Raw genomic sequence first — 14165 nt, 5'->3', positions numbered from 1 at the left:
CACACGCCCGGTCGAACCCGTGGCCCGCCACCTCGGGCAGGGCGTCCGCGCGCGGTACGGCGCTCGACACGCCTCCCCGCCGGTCAGCCCGGGCGGCCGGTCGTCGCGAAGCGTCTGCGGTAGTGGGTCGGGGTGGTGCCCAGGTGGCGGGCGAAGGCGCGCCGGAGGGTCTCGTCGGTGCCCAGGCCGCTGTGCCGGGCCGCCGCGGTCACGCTGTGGCCGTCCAGGAGCAGCTGCCGGGCCCGGTCCAGGCGGACCTGCTCCACCCAGCGCGCGGGCGTGGTGCCGAGCTCGGCGGTGAACAGCCGGGTCAGGTGCCGGGGGCTGACGGCGGCGGACGCGGCCATGGCGGGCAGGCTGTGGTCGGCGGCCGGATCGGCGAGGACGGACGCGATGAGGGTGCGGAGCAGGTCGCTGCGGGCGGGCGGCGTGGTGATGGCCGTGGAGAACTGCGACTGGCCGCCCGGGCGTTGCAGGAACACGACCAGTTCGCGGGCGACCTCCCGCGCCACGTCCGCGCCGTGGTCGTCCTCCACCAGGGCCAGGGTGAGGTCGATGCCCGCGCTGATGCCGGCCGAGGTGACGTACCGCCCGTCGCGGACGTGGATGGCGTCCGGCTCGACCCGCACCCGCGGGTACCGGCGTGCGAAGGCCGCCGCGTGCCGCCAGTGCGTGGTGGCGCGCCGGCCGTCGAGCAGGCCCAGCTCGCCCAGCACGAACGCGCCGGTGCACACCGAGGCGACCCGGCGCGCCCGCTCGGCCAGGTCGCGGGCCGTGGCGAGCAGCGCGTCCTCGACCGGCCGCTCGGCGAGCCGGTCGCCGCCGGCCACCAGGACCGTGTCGACCGGGCCCGCGTCGGCCGCCCGGACCGTGCCGGTCAGCGCCGGTCCGGCGGACGTGGTGACCGTGCCGCCCTCCGGGGAGACCAGCACCAGCTCGTAGGGGTCGGCATGCCGGCCCGCCTGGTGCAGCACCTCCGCCGGACCGCTGACGTCGAGCATGGTCACCCCCTCGAAGACCAGCAAGCCCACTCGATGCGTCATGTCCGAATCCGTGGTTTTCCCGGCGACAGAGACATGGCCCAGCCTACGTCCCCCGGAGAACCCTGGAGGTGCGTCGAGGTGCAGCGAGGTACCTCACCCATCCGGCACGGAGGCCGAGAATGACGAGCGAAGAGATCGCAGGTGTGCGGATCCCCGACACCGCCCTGGTCCGGGAGGCCACCGAGCTGGTCCGGGACGTGGCCGGCCCGCTGGTGTTCGACCACTCCCGGCGGGTCTTCCTGTGGGGCGTGCTGCGCGGCCGGGCCCTCGGGCTGGTTTTCGACCCCGAGCTGCTGTACGTCGGTGCGATGTTCCACGACCTGGGCCTCACCAAGAGCCTGCGCCGCACCGACCAGCGCTTCGAGATCGACGGCGCCGACGAGGCCCGCGCCTTCCTGAACGCCCACGGCGTCACCGGCGAACCCGCCGACCGGGTCTGGACGGCCGTCGCCCTGCACACCACCCCGGAGATCCCGCTGCACATGGCACCCGAGATCGCCCTGGTCACCCGCGGGGTCGAGCTGGACGTGCTGGGCATCGGCTACCACGAGGTCACCGACGGGCAGCGCGCGGCGGTCGTCGCGGCGCACCCCCGGCCCGATTTCAAGAACCGGATCCTCGCCGCCTTCACCGAGGGCATCCAGGACCGCCCCGACACCACCTTCGGCAACGTCAAGGCCGACGTGCTCGCGCACTTCGTCCCCGGTTTCCGGCGCGGCGACTTCGTCGAGGTCATCAAGGACTCGGCCTGGCCCGAGTGATCCGTCCGGGCGGGGCCGGTCAGTCCGCCGGCGGTCCGAGCAGCCCCTCCACCACGTCCTTGAGGGGCCCGAGGAGGTCGTCGGGTGTCGCGTCGGCCAGGGGCCGCAGGCCCACGGCGGAGCGTACGACGGCGACCCCGACGCCGAGGGCCACCAGAAGCTCCGCCCGCAGCTCGGCGTCGGGTGCCGAAGACGCGCCCGACGCTTCGAGCACCTGGCGGCCGAACTCCGCCAGGGCCCGGCGGCGCAGCTCCGCCACCTGTTCGTCCCCGGAGTCCCGCAGCAGCATCAGCACCGGGTGCTCGCCGAACTCCGCCCAGGCCCCGGCCGCCAGCTGCCGGCTGAGCGCCCCGGCCAGCGCTCCCCGGTCGCGCGGGAACTCGCCGTCACCGCCCAGGAACCGGGGAGTCGACGCCAGCGCCGCCTTGAACAGGCCCTCCTTGGAGCCGAAGTACCGCTTGATGAGTGCCAGGTTGACCCCGGCGTCCGCGGCGACGTCCCGGAGCGTCGTACGGTCGTAGCCCAACTGGGTGAACCGGGTGCGGGCGGCCAGCAGCAGGGCCTGCCGGGTCGCCGCGGCATCCCGGCGACGGGTCCCGTCGGCGGCCTGATCGGTCACGTCGTCCGATGCCACAGCGGCTCCTCTCCTCGACGCCACCCCGGACCCTTCGGCGGACCGGGGCTCCGCGAACCCGCCACGAGGTAATCATGCGTTGACATGATCCCGCAGCGGGGTCTACGTTGCCAAGTAATCGCTTGATGACTAATCGGGTCGCGTGGAAGGAACAGAGACGGTGCCTCAGCAAGCCCTCCTCGTCATGGATGTCCAGCAGGTCGTCGCCGACCGCTTTCCCGCCCCCGATTACCTCCCACGACTGAGCAAGGCGATCGACGCGGCCCGCGCGGGCGGCATCCCGGTGATCTACGTCGTCGTCGGCTTCCGCCCGGGCTACCCGGAGGTCAGCGCCCGCAACAAGATGTTCCGGGGCCTGGTGGGCGCCGCGCCGCGGCCGGCCGGCGACGACCGGGCCACGGAGGTCCATCCGGACGTGGCTCCCGCGCCCGGCGAGCCGGTCGTCACCAAGCGGCGGGTCAGCGCCTTCGCCGGCAGCGACCTCGACATGGTGCTGCGGGCCGGCGGGATCGACCACCTCGTCCTCACCGGCATCGCCACCAGCGGCGTCGTGCTCTCCACCCTGCGCCAGGCCGCCGACCTCGACTTCGAGCTCACCGTCCTGTCCGACGGCTGCCTGGACTCCGACCCGGAGGTGCACCGGGTGCTCACGGAGAAGGTGTTCCCGAAGCAGGCGGAGGTCACGACCGTCGACGAGTGGGTGGCGGCACTCTGACGCCCGACGTCAGGCGAGGCTGACCTCGACCGGCAGCTTCTTGATGCCGTTGACGAAGTTGGAACGCACCCGCGGCACCTCGCCGACCAGCCGGATGCCGGCCAGCCGGGGGATCAGCTCCTCGAACATGATCCGGATCTCGGTGCGCGCGAGCAGGTTGCCCAGGCACAGGTGCGGGCTGCCCTTGCCGAAGGTGACGTGGTCGTTGCCGGTGCGGGCGACGTCGAAGTCGTACGGGTTCCCGAAGACCTCCTCGTCGCGGTTGCCCGAGGCGTACCACATGACGACCTTGTCGCCCTCCCCGATCCGCTTGCCGCCCAGCTCGACCTCGCGGGTCGCGGTACGGCGGAAGTGGTAGACGGGGGACGCCCAGCGCAGGAACTCCTCGACCGCCGTCGGGATCAGGGACGGGTCGTCCTTGAGGCGGGCCAGCTGCTCGGGGTGCTGGAGGAGGGCCAGCATCGAGTGGGTGATGGTGTGCCGGGTGGTCTCGTTGCCGGCCACCACCAGCAGCAGGAAGTAGTTGTCGAAGTCCTGCGCGGACAGCGGGACTCCGTCGCGCGGGGTGGCGTTGACCAGCTTGGAGACCAGGTCCGTGCCCTCGCCGCCGCGCCGCTGCCGGGCCAGCTCCCGGCCGTACTCGAAGACTTCCAGCGAGGCGGGGGAGCGGAACGGCAGGTCGCGGTACTTCTCGCTCTCCGCGCTGTGCAGCAGGACGTCCGCGTAGTCGGGGTCGGTGTTGCCGATGATGCGGTTGCCCCAGTCGATCAACTGCTGGTTGTCCTCCGGCGGTACGTCGAGGAGGCGGGCCAGGACGTTGATCGGGAAGTCCGCGGAGACCTCCTTCACGAAGTCGAAGGTCCCCTTGGCCAGCGCCGCGTCCAGCGTCTTCGCCGTCAGCCCGCGCAGGAAGTCGGTGTAGCTGTTGATGACCCCCGCCCCGAACTGCCGCTGGATCACGCTGCGCAGGGCGCGGTGGCGCACGCCGTCCAGCTCCAGGATCGAGGCACGTTTGCGGATCTGGTCCTCGTCGACCTCCTCCAGGTTCACGAACCGGGTGGAGGTGAACGTCTCGGCGTCGCGGTCGACGCGCGCGATGTCGGCGTGCCGGGTGACGGCCCAGAAGCCGGAGTTGGGCGCCTCCTCCGGCTGCCAGTGCACCGGGTCCTCGTGGCGCAGGGTGTGGAACATCCGCCAGGGCGTGACCCCGTCGGTGAAGTTGTCGAGGTTCGCGAGGTCGACATCGGCGAGCGACAGGGGCTCGACGCCGGTGGTTGTGGTCATCGTCGGTCCTTCGAGGGTCGTCACGGCTGGCCGCGGGTGGTCACAGGTGGTAGGCGTACTCGGTGAACTCCCAGTCGGTGACGTGCCGTCGGAAGCGTTCGACCTCGTTGCGCTTGTAGGACAGGTAGGAGTCGGTGAAGTCCTTGCCGAGCAGTCCGGCCAGGTCGGTGTCCGCCTCCAGCGCGTCGAGTGCGGCGGACAGGTCCATGGGCAGCACGGCCGCCTTCGCGGTGTCGTACCCGTAGCCCTCCAGCGGGGCGGGCGGCTCCTCCTCGGCCAGCACGCCGAGGAGTGCGGCTGCGGTGGTCGCGGCGATCGCCAGGTACGGGTTGGCGCTCGCGTCACCCAGGCGCAGTTCGAGCCGGGCGCCGGCGCCGCGCTCGGGTGGCACCCGGACCATCGCGCTGCGGTTGTCCAGGCCCCAGTCGATCAGCCAGGGGGCGAGGGTGTCCGGCCCGAAGCGCTTGTACGAGTTGACGGTCGGGTTGAGGAGCGCGGCGAGGGCGGGTGCGTGGGCGAGCAGGCCGGCGATCGCGTGCCGGGCGGTGGCGGAGAGCCCGTACGCGCCGGACGGGTCGTCGAAGGCGTTGCGGCCCTCGGCGTCCGAACCGTCCGAACCGTCCGAACCGTCTGGACCTTCGGAACCGTCGGTGCAGGAGAGGTGCAGGTGGAAGCCGGAGCCGCCCGCGTCGTTGAAGGGCTTGGCCATGAAGGTGGCGAGCCGGCCCTCGCGGCGGGCCAGTTCCTTCACCGCGGCCTTGAAGCGGAACGCCCGGTCCGCGGCGGACAGCGCGTCGGAGTGCAGCAGGTTGATCTCGAACTGCCCGCCGTCGAACTCGTGGTTCCCGCTCAGCACCCCGATGCGCAGGTCGCGCACCTGGCGCAGGGTGCGCAGCAGATGGTTGTCGGGGTCGGCGCGCAGTCCGGCCGTGTAGACGACACCGGGGACGCTGCCGTAGCGCCGCCAGCCGCCGGCCGGGTCCTGCTCGCACAGGAAGTACTCCAGCTCGGGCCCGACGACCGGGCTCAGCCCGTGCTCCCGGCACCGGTCCAGGACCGACCGCAGCAGGTCGCGCGGTGACTCGGCAGCCGGTGCCCCGGTGGCCGGATCGGTGACGTCGGCGAGGCAGGCCGCCACGCCCGGCTCCCAGGGCAGCGCGACCAGGGTGGTGAGGTCCGGCCGTACGCAGACGTCGGGCAGCCCCGCGTCCAGGCCGCCGCTGACCGGCACCACGTCCCCCTGCGGACTCGTGTGGTACACCGCCCGGCAGAAGGCCAGCCCGTGCTCCAGGGTCCGGGGCAGCTCCTCCACCAGCACGTCACGCGCCCGGTCCGTGCCGATGAGGTCCGGATAGGTCACCCGGACGACGTCGATGCCGTCGGTGGCGAGCCGGTCCAGGCGCCGGCGGACTTCTGCATGGTCTTGATCGCTCACCGTTGTCTCCTTGGGCGGACGGACGTCGGGACACCACGAACAGCCAGATGGTGCGGGAGGTGAGGGCGGGCGGCCGGGGTGCGGTGGCGGAGGCTCCCCGCAGCGCAACGGCCTGCTGTTTGAAGCCAAACGGTAGGCAGGGGTGCACCTTGCCGCAAGAGGGCGGCGCAAAGAATTTATCCATACGGATAGGTATTGACCAGGGGGTGACGGCTGCCTACCTTGTTTGAAGCCAAACGAGTCCGGACCGCGGTCCGCCGCAGTCCGTTGGCAGGGCCCGGTCGGCAGGACCGGCCGGGCCCACTACTTCTCTCCGTTCCCCCGTTCCCTTCGCTTCCGCTCCCCCAGGAGGACCGGCCATGAAGGTCGTCGTCGACATGAACAAGTGCCAGGACCACGGCCAGTGCGTCTTCGCGGCCCCCGACGTCTTCTCCCTCGACGACGCCGGCCACCTCGCCTACGTCTCCGACCCCGACGACGCGCTGCGCGACGAGGTCGAGGAAGCGGCCGACGTCTGCCCGCTCCAGGCGATCCGGATCGAGGGCTGACCGTGAACGCGCGCATCGTGGTGGCCGGCGCCTCCATGGCCGGCCTGCGCGCCGCCGAGCAACTGCGCGCGGCCGGCTGGAGCGGCGCCGTCACCCTCGTCGGCGACGAACCGCACATGCCCTACAACCGGCCGCCCCTGTCCAAGGAGGTCCTGGCCGGCCGGGCGTCCTTCGAGTCCCTCGCCTTCCGGCCGCGTACCAGTGTGTCCGATGTGGAGTGGCGGCTCGGCAGGACGGTGGTCGCCGCGCGACTGGACGAGCGGACGGTACGGCTCGACGACGGCACCGAGCTGCCGTACGACGGACTCGTCGTCGCCACCGGAATGCGCCCCCGACGCCTGGGCTGCCCGGGACCCCGGGCCGGGCGCCACACGGTCCGCACCCTCGACGACGCCCGGGGACTGCGCGCGGCGCTGACCCGGCCCGGTGTCCGGGTCGTCGTGGTCGGCGCCGGGTTCATCGGCTGCGAGGTCGCCGCGACCGCGGTGGGTCTCGGCGTCGCCGAGGTGACGGTCGTCGATCCGCTGCCCCTGCCGATGGCCGGGCCGCTCGGCGAGCTGCTGGGCCGGGCACTGCTGAAGCGGCACGAGGAGCGCGGGGTGCGTTTCGCACTGGGGTCCGGGGTGTCCGGCTTCCTGGGGGACGAGCAGGTGACCGGGGTGGAGCTGAGCGACGGTTCCGTGCTGCCCGCCGACGTGGTGGTCGAGTCGGTCGGTTCGGTCGCCAACACCGAGTGGCTCGACGGCAACGGGCTCGACCTGACCGACGGGGTGCTCACCGACTCCTGCCTCCGGGCCGGCGGCCGGCCGGACGTGGTCGCGGTCGGCGACGTGGCCCGGTTCCCCAACGCCCGTTACGACGGTGTGCCGCGCAGGGTCGAGCACTGGTCCATCCCGACCGACACCGCCAAGCACGCGGCGCGGACCCTGGTCGCCGACACCGCCCCGGTGCCCTTCGCGCCGCTGCCCACCTTCTGGAGCGACCAGCACGACTTCCGGCTCCAGTCCTTCGGGGCGCCGGCGCTCGGCAAGGACGACGTCCGCGTCCTCGACGGAGATCCGGCGGGGGACGTGCTCGTCGGCTACCACCACGACGGCCGGCTCGTCGGTGTCGTCGCGCTCGGCGGGCAGGCCGTCGCCGCGTCCGCCGCCCGTTACCGCGCCGAGCTGCTGAACCAGCCCGCCCTCACTGTGTAAGGAGCCCCAAGTGGCAAGTCTCCGCGGTTACTTCCATCCGAAGACGGCGAGCGGTGCCTCGTCGCTGATTCCCGCGCCACCGTGGCGGTACTCCGGTGACCTGCTGACCGTCGAGTACCGGACGGATCCCGCACGGGTGCGCGAACTGCTGCCCGAGCCACTGGAGCCGGCCGACGAGGATCCCGGCGCCGTGGCTCTGATCTGGGCCGACTGGCAGTCCTGCTCGGCCTCGGGGGACGAACTGCTGGACCCGGTGCTCTCCCAGTACAAGGAGGCCTTCGCGGTCGTGCGCTGCTCCTACCGGGGACAGACGTACTCGCGCTGCGTCTACATCTGGGTCGACAAGGACTTCGCGATCGCCCGCGGGCTGCACCAGGGGTACCCCAAGAAGCTCGGGTCGATCCATCAGACGCGACCGCATCCGTACGGGCCCGCTCCGCGGATCGAGCCGGGGGCGCGGTTCGGGGCGACGCTGGCGGCGGCCGACCGGCGGCTGGCCCAGGTGCTGGTGACGCTGCGCGAGCCGTCCGGGACCAACGGGTTCGTCAACGGGCATCCGATGGCTCATCACCGGTGGCTGCCGTCGATCGAGAAGGGGAAGGGGCTGGCCCTTGACGAGCTGATCGAGTCGGGGGCGGCGGAGTTCGAAGGGGGTCAACCGTGGGTTGGAGAGGCCGAGTTGGAGCTGTTCGAGGCGCCTACGGAGGAGCTGGCCCGGCTGGAGGTGCGGGAGCCGATCGCGGCGTACTACCGGCAGGTGGGGGTGGTGTGGGACGGGGGGCGGCTTCTTGAGTCCGGAACGTCGGGAGGGGGCGCCGAGTGAGGTGCGTGGTCGGGTGCGGGTGCGTGGGGGTTGGTCGCGCAGTTCCCCGCGCCCCTAGGTAAGCGGCAGTAACCTCAGTCGAGATTGGACCCTTGCTCATGTCTCACAAGATCATTGTCGCCGGAGTTCCCGTGGACACCCGGCACTGGATCGGTGGTGAACGTGTGGCTTCCGCCGAGACGTTCACCGACAACTCGCCCATCGACGGAAAGCCGATCGGGGAGATTGCCCGCGGCGGTCCCGCCGAAGCTCAAGCCGCCGTCGCCGCCGCCAAGGCGGCCTTCCCGTCCTGGGCCGCCACCCCCCGCGCCGAGCGCGCACGCCTTCTCCATGCCGTGGCCGACGGGGTCGAGAAGCGGATCGAAGAGCTCGCGATCGTCGAGACGACGGACAACGGCGCGCTGCTGCGGTCGCACCGCCGTGGGGTCATGCCCCGCGTCGCCCACAACTTCCGGTTCTTCGCGGACTGGCTGCTGACGCTGGAGCACGACGACTTCGAGACCCGCGGGCACACCAACCACGTCAGCTGGGACCCCGCCGGGCCCTGTGTGCTGATCACGCCGTGGAACGCCCCGCTCATGCTGGCCACCTGGAAGGTCGCCCCGGCCCTCGCCGCCGGGAACACGGTCGTCCTCAAGCCCGCCGAGTGGTCCCCGCTCACCGCCTCCCTGCTCGCCGACATCGCGGCCGAGGCCGGGCTGCCGGCCGGTGTGCTCAACGTCGTGCAGGGGTACGGCGCCGAGATCGGCGACGCGCTCACGTCCCATCCGGACGTGCGCCGGATCAGCTTCACCGGGTCCGTGCCGACGGCCCGGCGCATCGCCGCCTCGGCCGCCGCCAACCTGACGCCCCTGAGCCTCGAACTCGGCGGCAAGTCACCCCTGCTGGTGTTCGCCGACGCCGATCTCGACCTGGCCGTCGACCTCGCGGTGGAGCAGTACGACAACGCCGGGCAGGTGTGCCTGGCGGCTACCCGGCTGCTGGTGGAGGAGCCGGTCGTCGAGGAGTTCACCCGGCGGTTCGTGGCGAAGGCCACCGCGCTGCGGCAGGGCGATCCGCGCGACGAGGCCACCGACGTCGGGCCCAACATCCACCCCCGTCAGCTGGAGAAGATCGACGGGTTCGTGCGGCGGGCGATCGGCGCGGGGGCGCGTGCCGTGCTCGGTGGGCACCGCCAGGACGGGCAGTTCTACGCGCCGACGCTCCTCACCGATGTCGCACAGGACAGCGAGATCGTGCAGGAGGAGGTCTTCGGGCCCGTTCTCACCCTCCAGTCCTTCGCCGACGAGGAGGAGGCGGTCCGGCTCGCCAACGACACCCGGTTCGGGCTCGCGGCCACCCTCGCCACCGGCGACCCCGAGCGCGCCGAGCGGGTCACCGCGCGGCTGGTCGCCGGCACCGTGTGGGTCAACTGCTTCTTCGTACGGGACCTCCAGGCGCCGTTCGGCGGCTCCCGGCTCTCCGGGGTCGGGCGCGAGGGCGGTACCTGGAGCTTCGACTTCTACTGCGACCTGAAGAACACCGTCACCGCACCGAAGGGCTGGAACGACCATGGGTGAGATCGTCGGGGCGGGCCTCCTCGCCCACGTCCCCACCATCGTGCTGCCGGAGGCCGAGCGGCTGGAGCTCAACGAGGGCAAGGAGATCACCCTCGTCACCGGCCTCCGGCAACTCCGGGCGGACGTCTTCGAGCGGGACGACTACGACACCGTCGTCGTACTCGACTCGCACTGGGCGACCACCGTCGAGTTCGTGGTCGCGGCCCAGCAGCGCAGGGCGGGCCTGTTCACCTCCGAGGAACTGCCGCGCGGGATGTGCCGGATGCCGTACGACTTCCCCGGCGACCCCGAACTCGCCCGCAACATCGAGAAGTTCGCGGACAAGCACGGCACCTGGATCACCGCGATCGACGACGAGTACCTGCCCGTCTACTACGCCACGATCAACCTCTGGAAGTTCCTCGGCGAGGGCCTGCCCGACAAGCGGTGGGTGACCATCGGGGTGTGCCAGACCGGGGACATGGAGGACCATCTGCGGCTCGGGCGGGCACTCGCCGACGGCATCGCGGCCACCGAGGGGCGGCGGGTGCTGCTCATCGCCTCCGGTGCCCTCTCGCACACCTTCTGGCCGCTGCGCGAGCTGCGTGACCACGAGGCCAGTGACCCGGCGCACATCCGCACGCCCGAGGCGCGGGAGGCGGACCGCGAACGCATCGGGTGGTTCAAGGAGGGCCGGCACGACAAGGTCCTCGACACCATGGACGCGTTCTGGAAGGTCAAGCCCGAGGCGAGGTTCTCGCACTACCTGATGATGGCCGGCGCCCTCGGCGAACAGGGCTGCGTGGCCGGGGCCCGGCAGTACGGCGAGTACGAGAACTCCGTCGGCACCGGCCAGGTCCACCTCTGGTTCGACCGGCCGGCCGACGGCTGGACCGGCACCGGCACACCCGCCCCGCGCACCCCGCACAGCCGCCACTAGGAGCACCCATGCCCGAGTACCGCCGTATCCTCCTCGACGGCGCCGCCGTCCAGGTCACCGTCGACGGGGACGAACTCGTCGCCGGGGACGGGCGCCGCGTCAGGACCGAGGAGGCGCGGCATCTGCCGCCGGTCGTCCCCTCCAAGGTGATCGCCGTCCATCTCAACCACCGCAGCCGGGTCGAGGAGTTCCGGATCGGGCTGCCCGACACCCCGACCTACTTCCACAAGCCGACCTCCGCCCTCAACTCTCACCGGGGCGCCGTCGTCCGGCCCGAGGGCTGCAAGTGGCTCAACTACGAGGGCGAGGTCGCCATCGTCATCGGGAGGACCGCGCGGAACATCGCGCCGGCCGAGGCGGGGGAGTACATCGCCGGGTACACGGTCGCCAACGACTACGGCCTGCACGACTTCCGGGACACCGACGTCGGGTCCATGCTGCGGGTCAAGGGGTCGGACACGCTGTGCCCGCTGGGCCCCGGCCTGGTCACCGACTGGGACTTCCACGGCAAGCGGCTGCGCACGTACGTCAACGGCGAGGTCGTCCAGGACGGCTCCACCGACGAGATGAAGTGGGACATGCACTATCTCGTCGCCGACATCGCCCGCACGATCACCCTGTACCCCGGCGACGTGCTGCTCTCCGGCACCCCGGCCAACTCGCGGCCCGTGCAACCCGGCGACGTCGTCGAGGTCGAGGTGGAGGGGCTGGGGCGGCTCACCAACCACATCGTCACCGGGCCCACCCCGATCCGTACCGACGTCGGCGCACAGCCCACCGAGTCCGAGGAGGTGCTGTCCACCGCGCTGGGCGGGGACTGGGAGTTCCGTGGCGTCCGTGCGCCCCGCAGGTAGCCGCCACGGCAGGCGCCGGGAACCGGCGGGTAGGGTCGCGGCCATGACCGAATCCGCCGAGACCCCGCACCGGCCCGACGACCGGCCGCACGAGCGGCCGGAGGACCGGTCCGACGACCGGTCGCGCAGGCGGCTCGGCTACGGCGAGGGGCGCGAGGCGCTGCTCAAGGCCGCCGTGCGGGTCGTCGGCGCGCGGGGACTGCGGCACCTCACCTACCGGGCCGTGGCCGAGGAGGCCGGGGTCACCCACGGCCTGGTCGTCCACCACTTCGGCTCCCGGGACGCGCTGATCGAGGAGTCCCTCGCCTACGCCGTACGCCTCAGCCTGAGCAGCAGCCTGCTGGAGCCCGGCACCGGGGAGCCCGAGGACTTCGTGGCCGGTCTGACGGACATGGTCGAGGACGACGCGGACGGCCAGGCGTACCAGTACGAGCTGCTCCTGGAGGCCCGCCGCCGGCCCGAGCTGCTCCCGCAGGTCCGCGCCCTGTACGACGAGTACTTCGGCGCCTCCCAGCGCGAACTGGCCCGCATCCTGCCCGGCGGCGCGAGCCCTGCCTTCAACCGACTGGTCTTCGCCGCGCTGGACGGTCTGGTGCTGCACCAGCTCACCGGCATAGGCGACCGCGCTGACACCGAGGCCGCCCTGGCCGAGCTGCGTTCCCTGCTGCGGGCCCTGGGCGAGCGGTCGCCGGACGGTCGCGCCTGAGCGTGCCCGGCCCGGAACCCCCTGTCGCGGTCGCGCCGGGGGGTTCGCCATGCCCTGGGCGCGGCGGTTTCCCCGGCGTAAATTCCCCCTCCCACCCCCTTGCCAGATGGATAGTTCGGGCCCACCATGAGGCAACTCGTTTGGCTCAAAACGAAAACTCTCCCTTCCCCTCAGCAGGTGATCCGAGTGGACAGTCAGACGGTCGACGCCTCTCCGCAGGCCGGAGCGGGCGACCAGCCCGCGGCCACCCTCAAACGTAACGCCCTGGGTGTCCTGGGCATCCTCTTCTTCGTCCTGTCCGCCCAGGCACCGCTCACCGGCATCGCGGGCGCCGTCCCGATCGCGGTCGCCGTCGGCAACGGCGCCGGGGCCCCGGCCGCCTACGCCCTCGCCGGAGCGGTGATCCTGCTGTTCTCGGTGGGCTTCGTGGCCATGGGCCGGCACGTCGTCAACGCCGGCGCCTTCTACACGTACATCGGCAAGGGACTCGGCCGGACGACCGGCAGCGGCAGCGCCGCCGTCGCCCTGTTCGCCTACTGCACGGTCCAGGCCGCGATGTACGGCCTGTACGGCGCCACCGTCAGCGGGCTCGTCGAGCACTACTCCGGCGCGCACATCGCCTGGTGGGTCTGGGCCCTGGTGACCATGGCCGTGGTCCAGGTGCTCGGCGCCGCCGGGATCGAACTGGGCGCCAAGGTCCTCGCGGTGTTCGTGCTCTCCGAGTTCAGCATCCTGCTCGCCTTCGCCGTGGTCACCTTCGTCAAGGGCGGCGGACCCGAAGGACTCGACTTCGGCGGTACGTTCGCGCCGCACGCGGTGCTCCAGGGCGCGCCCGGCGTGGCCCTGATGTTCGCCGTCGCCTCGATGTTCGGCTTCGAGGCCACCGCCATCTACGGCGAGGAGGCCCGCGAGCCCCGCAGGACCGTCCCCCGCGCCACCTACCTCTCGGTCGCCGTGGTCACCGGCTTCTTCGCCTTCGTCTCCTGGATGCTGGTCTCCTCGTACGGCCCCTCGAAGGTCACCGCCGCCGCGGGCAAGGCCCTCGCGGGCGGCGACTCCACCGTCTTCGTCTTCGCGCCCATCGCCGACCAGTTCGGCGGCTGGGTGAACGACGTCCTGCCGATCCTGCTCGCCACCTCCCTCTTCGCCGGCATCCTCGCCTTCCACAACTCCGCCAACCGCTACCTGTTCTCGCTCAGCCGCGAGGGCCTGCTGCCGGGCGGCCTGCGCACCCTCAACCACCGGCACTCGCCGCGGGCCGCGGGCCTGGTGCAGACGGCGATCGCCGTACTCCTGGTGATGCCCTTCGCCCTCGCCGGCAAGGACCCCGTCCTCACCCTCTTCTCCTGGTTCAGCGGCGTCGGGGTCCTCGCCTGCATGCTGCTGTACTTCCTGACCTCGGTCTCGGTGATCGTCTTCTTCCGCCGCGAACGCCTCGACACCCGGCTCTGGAACACACGGATCGCCCCGGCCCTCGGCGCCCTCGGCATCGCCGCCATGATCTGGGTCATCCTCGCCAACTTCACGACCCTCATCGGCGGCGCCACCACCACGGCCGTCTGGCTCGTCCTCGCCGTCCCCGCCGTCCTGCTCCTCGGGGCGGGCACCGCACGCCTCGTCCACCGCCGCTGACCCACCCCGCCGGGCCCGGCCCCGCACGGCCGGGCCCCCGCCCATCGATGGGGAAC

At 72.0% G+C, this 14165-nt stretch carries 14 protein-coding genes; 10 read left to right on the top strand and 4 right to left on the bottom strand.

Features of this window, described 5'->3' with window-relative positions; genetic code table 11:
• Nucleotides 1-83: 83 nt before the first annotated feature.
• Complete coding sequence (locus tag AB0D74_RS37795; protein WP_362597089.1) at nt 84-1043, bottom strand: GlxA family transcriptional regulator; 960 nt, start codon at nt 1041-1043, stop codon at nt 84-86.
• Between the two features lie 119 nt (nt 1044-1162).
• On the opposite strand from AB0D74_RS37795, the gene AB0D74_RS37790 reads away from it, so the two are divergent.
• On the top strand, nt 1163-1804 hold the full coding sequence (locus AB0D74_RS37790) for an HD domain-containing protein (RefSeq protein WP_362597087.1): 642 nt from the start codon (nt 1163-1165) through the stop codon (nt 1802-1804).
• 19 nt (nt 1805-1823) lie between these two features.
• Here the strand turns inward: AB0D74_RS37790 and AB0D74_RS37785 are convergent, their stop codons facing one another.
• A complete protein-coding gene (locus AB0D74_RS37785; RefSeq protein WP_362597084.1) occupies nt 1824-2438 on the bottom strand; it encodes a TetR family transcriptional regulator in 615 nt (204 codons plus the stop codon).
• A gap of 160 nt (nt 2439-2598) precedes the next feature.
• On the opposite strand from AB0D74_RS37785, the gene AB0D74_RS37780 reads away from it, so the two are divergent.
• On the top strand, nt 2599-3153 hold the full coding sequence (locus tag AB0D74_RS37780; RefSeq protein WP_362597081.1) for a cysteine hydrolase: 555 nt from the start codon (nt 2599-2601) through the stop codon (nt 3151-3153).
• A gap of 9 nt (nt 3154-3162) precedes the next feature.
• Here AB0D74_RS37780 and AB0D74_RS37775 read toward each other — a convergent pair whose 3' ends face one another.
• Together AB0D74_RS37775 and AB0D74_RS37770 are read right to left on the bottom strand one after the other, a co-directional pair.
• Entirely contained in the window at nt 3163-4437 is a 1275-nt protein-coding gene (locus AB0D74_RS37775; RefSeq protein ID WP_362597078.1) for a cytochrome P450, read from the bottom strand.
• Between the two features lie 40 nt (nt 4438-4477).
• Complete coding sequence (locus tag AB0D74_RS37770) at nt 4478-5872, bottom strand: glutamine synthetase family protein (protein WP_362597075.1); 1395 nt, start codon at nt 5870-5872, stop codon at nt 4478-4480.
• A gap of 359 nt (nt 5873-6231) precedes the next feature.
• On the opposite strand from AB0D74_RS37770, the gene AB0D74_RS37765 reads away from it, so the two are divergent.
• From AB0D74_RS37765 to AB0D74_RS37730, 8 genes are all read left to right on the top strand, one after another.
• Complete coding sequence (locus AB0D74_RS37765) at nt 6232-6420, top strand: ferredoxin (protein ID WP_362597072.1); 189 nt, start codon at nt 6232-6234, stop codon at nt 6418-6420.
• A gap of 2 nt (nt 6421-6422) precedes the next feature.
• On the top strand, nt 6423-7616 hold the full coding sequence (locus AB0D74_RS37760) for an FAD-dependent oxidoreductase (RefSeq protein ID WP_362597069.1): 1194 nt from the start codon (nt 6423-6425) through the stop codon (nt 7614-7616).
• A gap of 10 nt (nt 7617-7626) precedes the next feature.
• Nucleotides 7627-8439 carry an acetoacetate decarboxylase family protein gene (locus AB0D74_RS37755; RefSeq protein WP_362597066.1) on the top strand — a complete coding sequence of 271 codons (813 nt, stop codon included), beginning with the start codon at nt 7627-7629 and terminating at the stop codon, nt 8437-8439.
• A 98-nt stretch (nt 8440-8537) separates the two neighbouring features.
• Nucleotides 8538-9998 carry an aldehyde dehydrogenase gene (locus AB0D74_RS37750; RefSeq protein ID WP_362597063.1) on the top strand — a complete coding sequence of 487 codons (1461 nt, stop codon included), beginning with the start codon at nt 8538-8540 and terminating at the stop codon, nt 9996-9998.
• Nucleotides 9991-10917 carry a 3,4-dihydroxyphenylacetate 2,3-dioxygenase gene (locus AB0D74_RS37745; RefSeq protein WP_362597060.1) on the top strand — a complete coding sequence of 309 codons (927 nt, stop codon included), beginning with the start codon at nt 9991-9993 and terminating at the stop codon, nt 10915-10917. The genes AB0D74_RS37750 and AB0D74_RS37745 overlap by 8 nt, the downstream gene beginning before the upstream one ends.
• Nucleotides 10918-10925: 8 nt before the next feature.
• Nucleotides 10926-11771, top strand: coding sequence for a fumarylacetoacetate hydrolase family protein (locus tag AB0D74_RS37740; protein WP_362597056.1), 846 nt, complete (start codon nt 10926-10928; stop codon nt 11769-11771).
• Nucleotides 11772-11814: 43 nt separating this feature from the next.
• Nucleotides 11815-12477: a TetR family transcriptional regulator gene (locus AB0D74_RS37735; RefSeq protein WP_362597051.1), complete on the top strand. Its 663-nt coding sequence runs from the start codon at nt 11815-11817 to the stop codon at nt 12475-12477.
• A 186-nt stretch (nt 12478-12663) separates the two neighbouring features.
• The gene (locus AB0D74_RS37730; protein ID WP_362597048.1) at nt 12664-14109 is read left to right on the top strand and encodes an APC family permease; all 1446 of its coding nucleotides are present in this window, start codon (nt 12664-12666) and stop codon (nt 14107-14109) included.
• Nucleotides 14110-14165: the final 56 nt, after the last annotated feature.

Source organism: Streptomyces sp. NPDC048278 (assembly GCF_040652195.1).
Lineage (GTDB): Bacteria > Actinomycetota > Actinomycetes > Streptomycetales > Streptomycetaceae > Streptomyces.
Note: the sequence above shows the minus strand (reverse complement) of the source record. Positions and strands in the feature narration are given on the sequence as shown.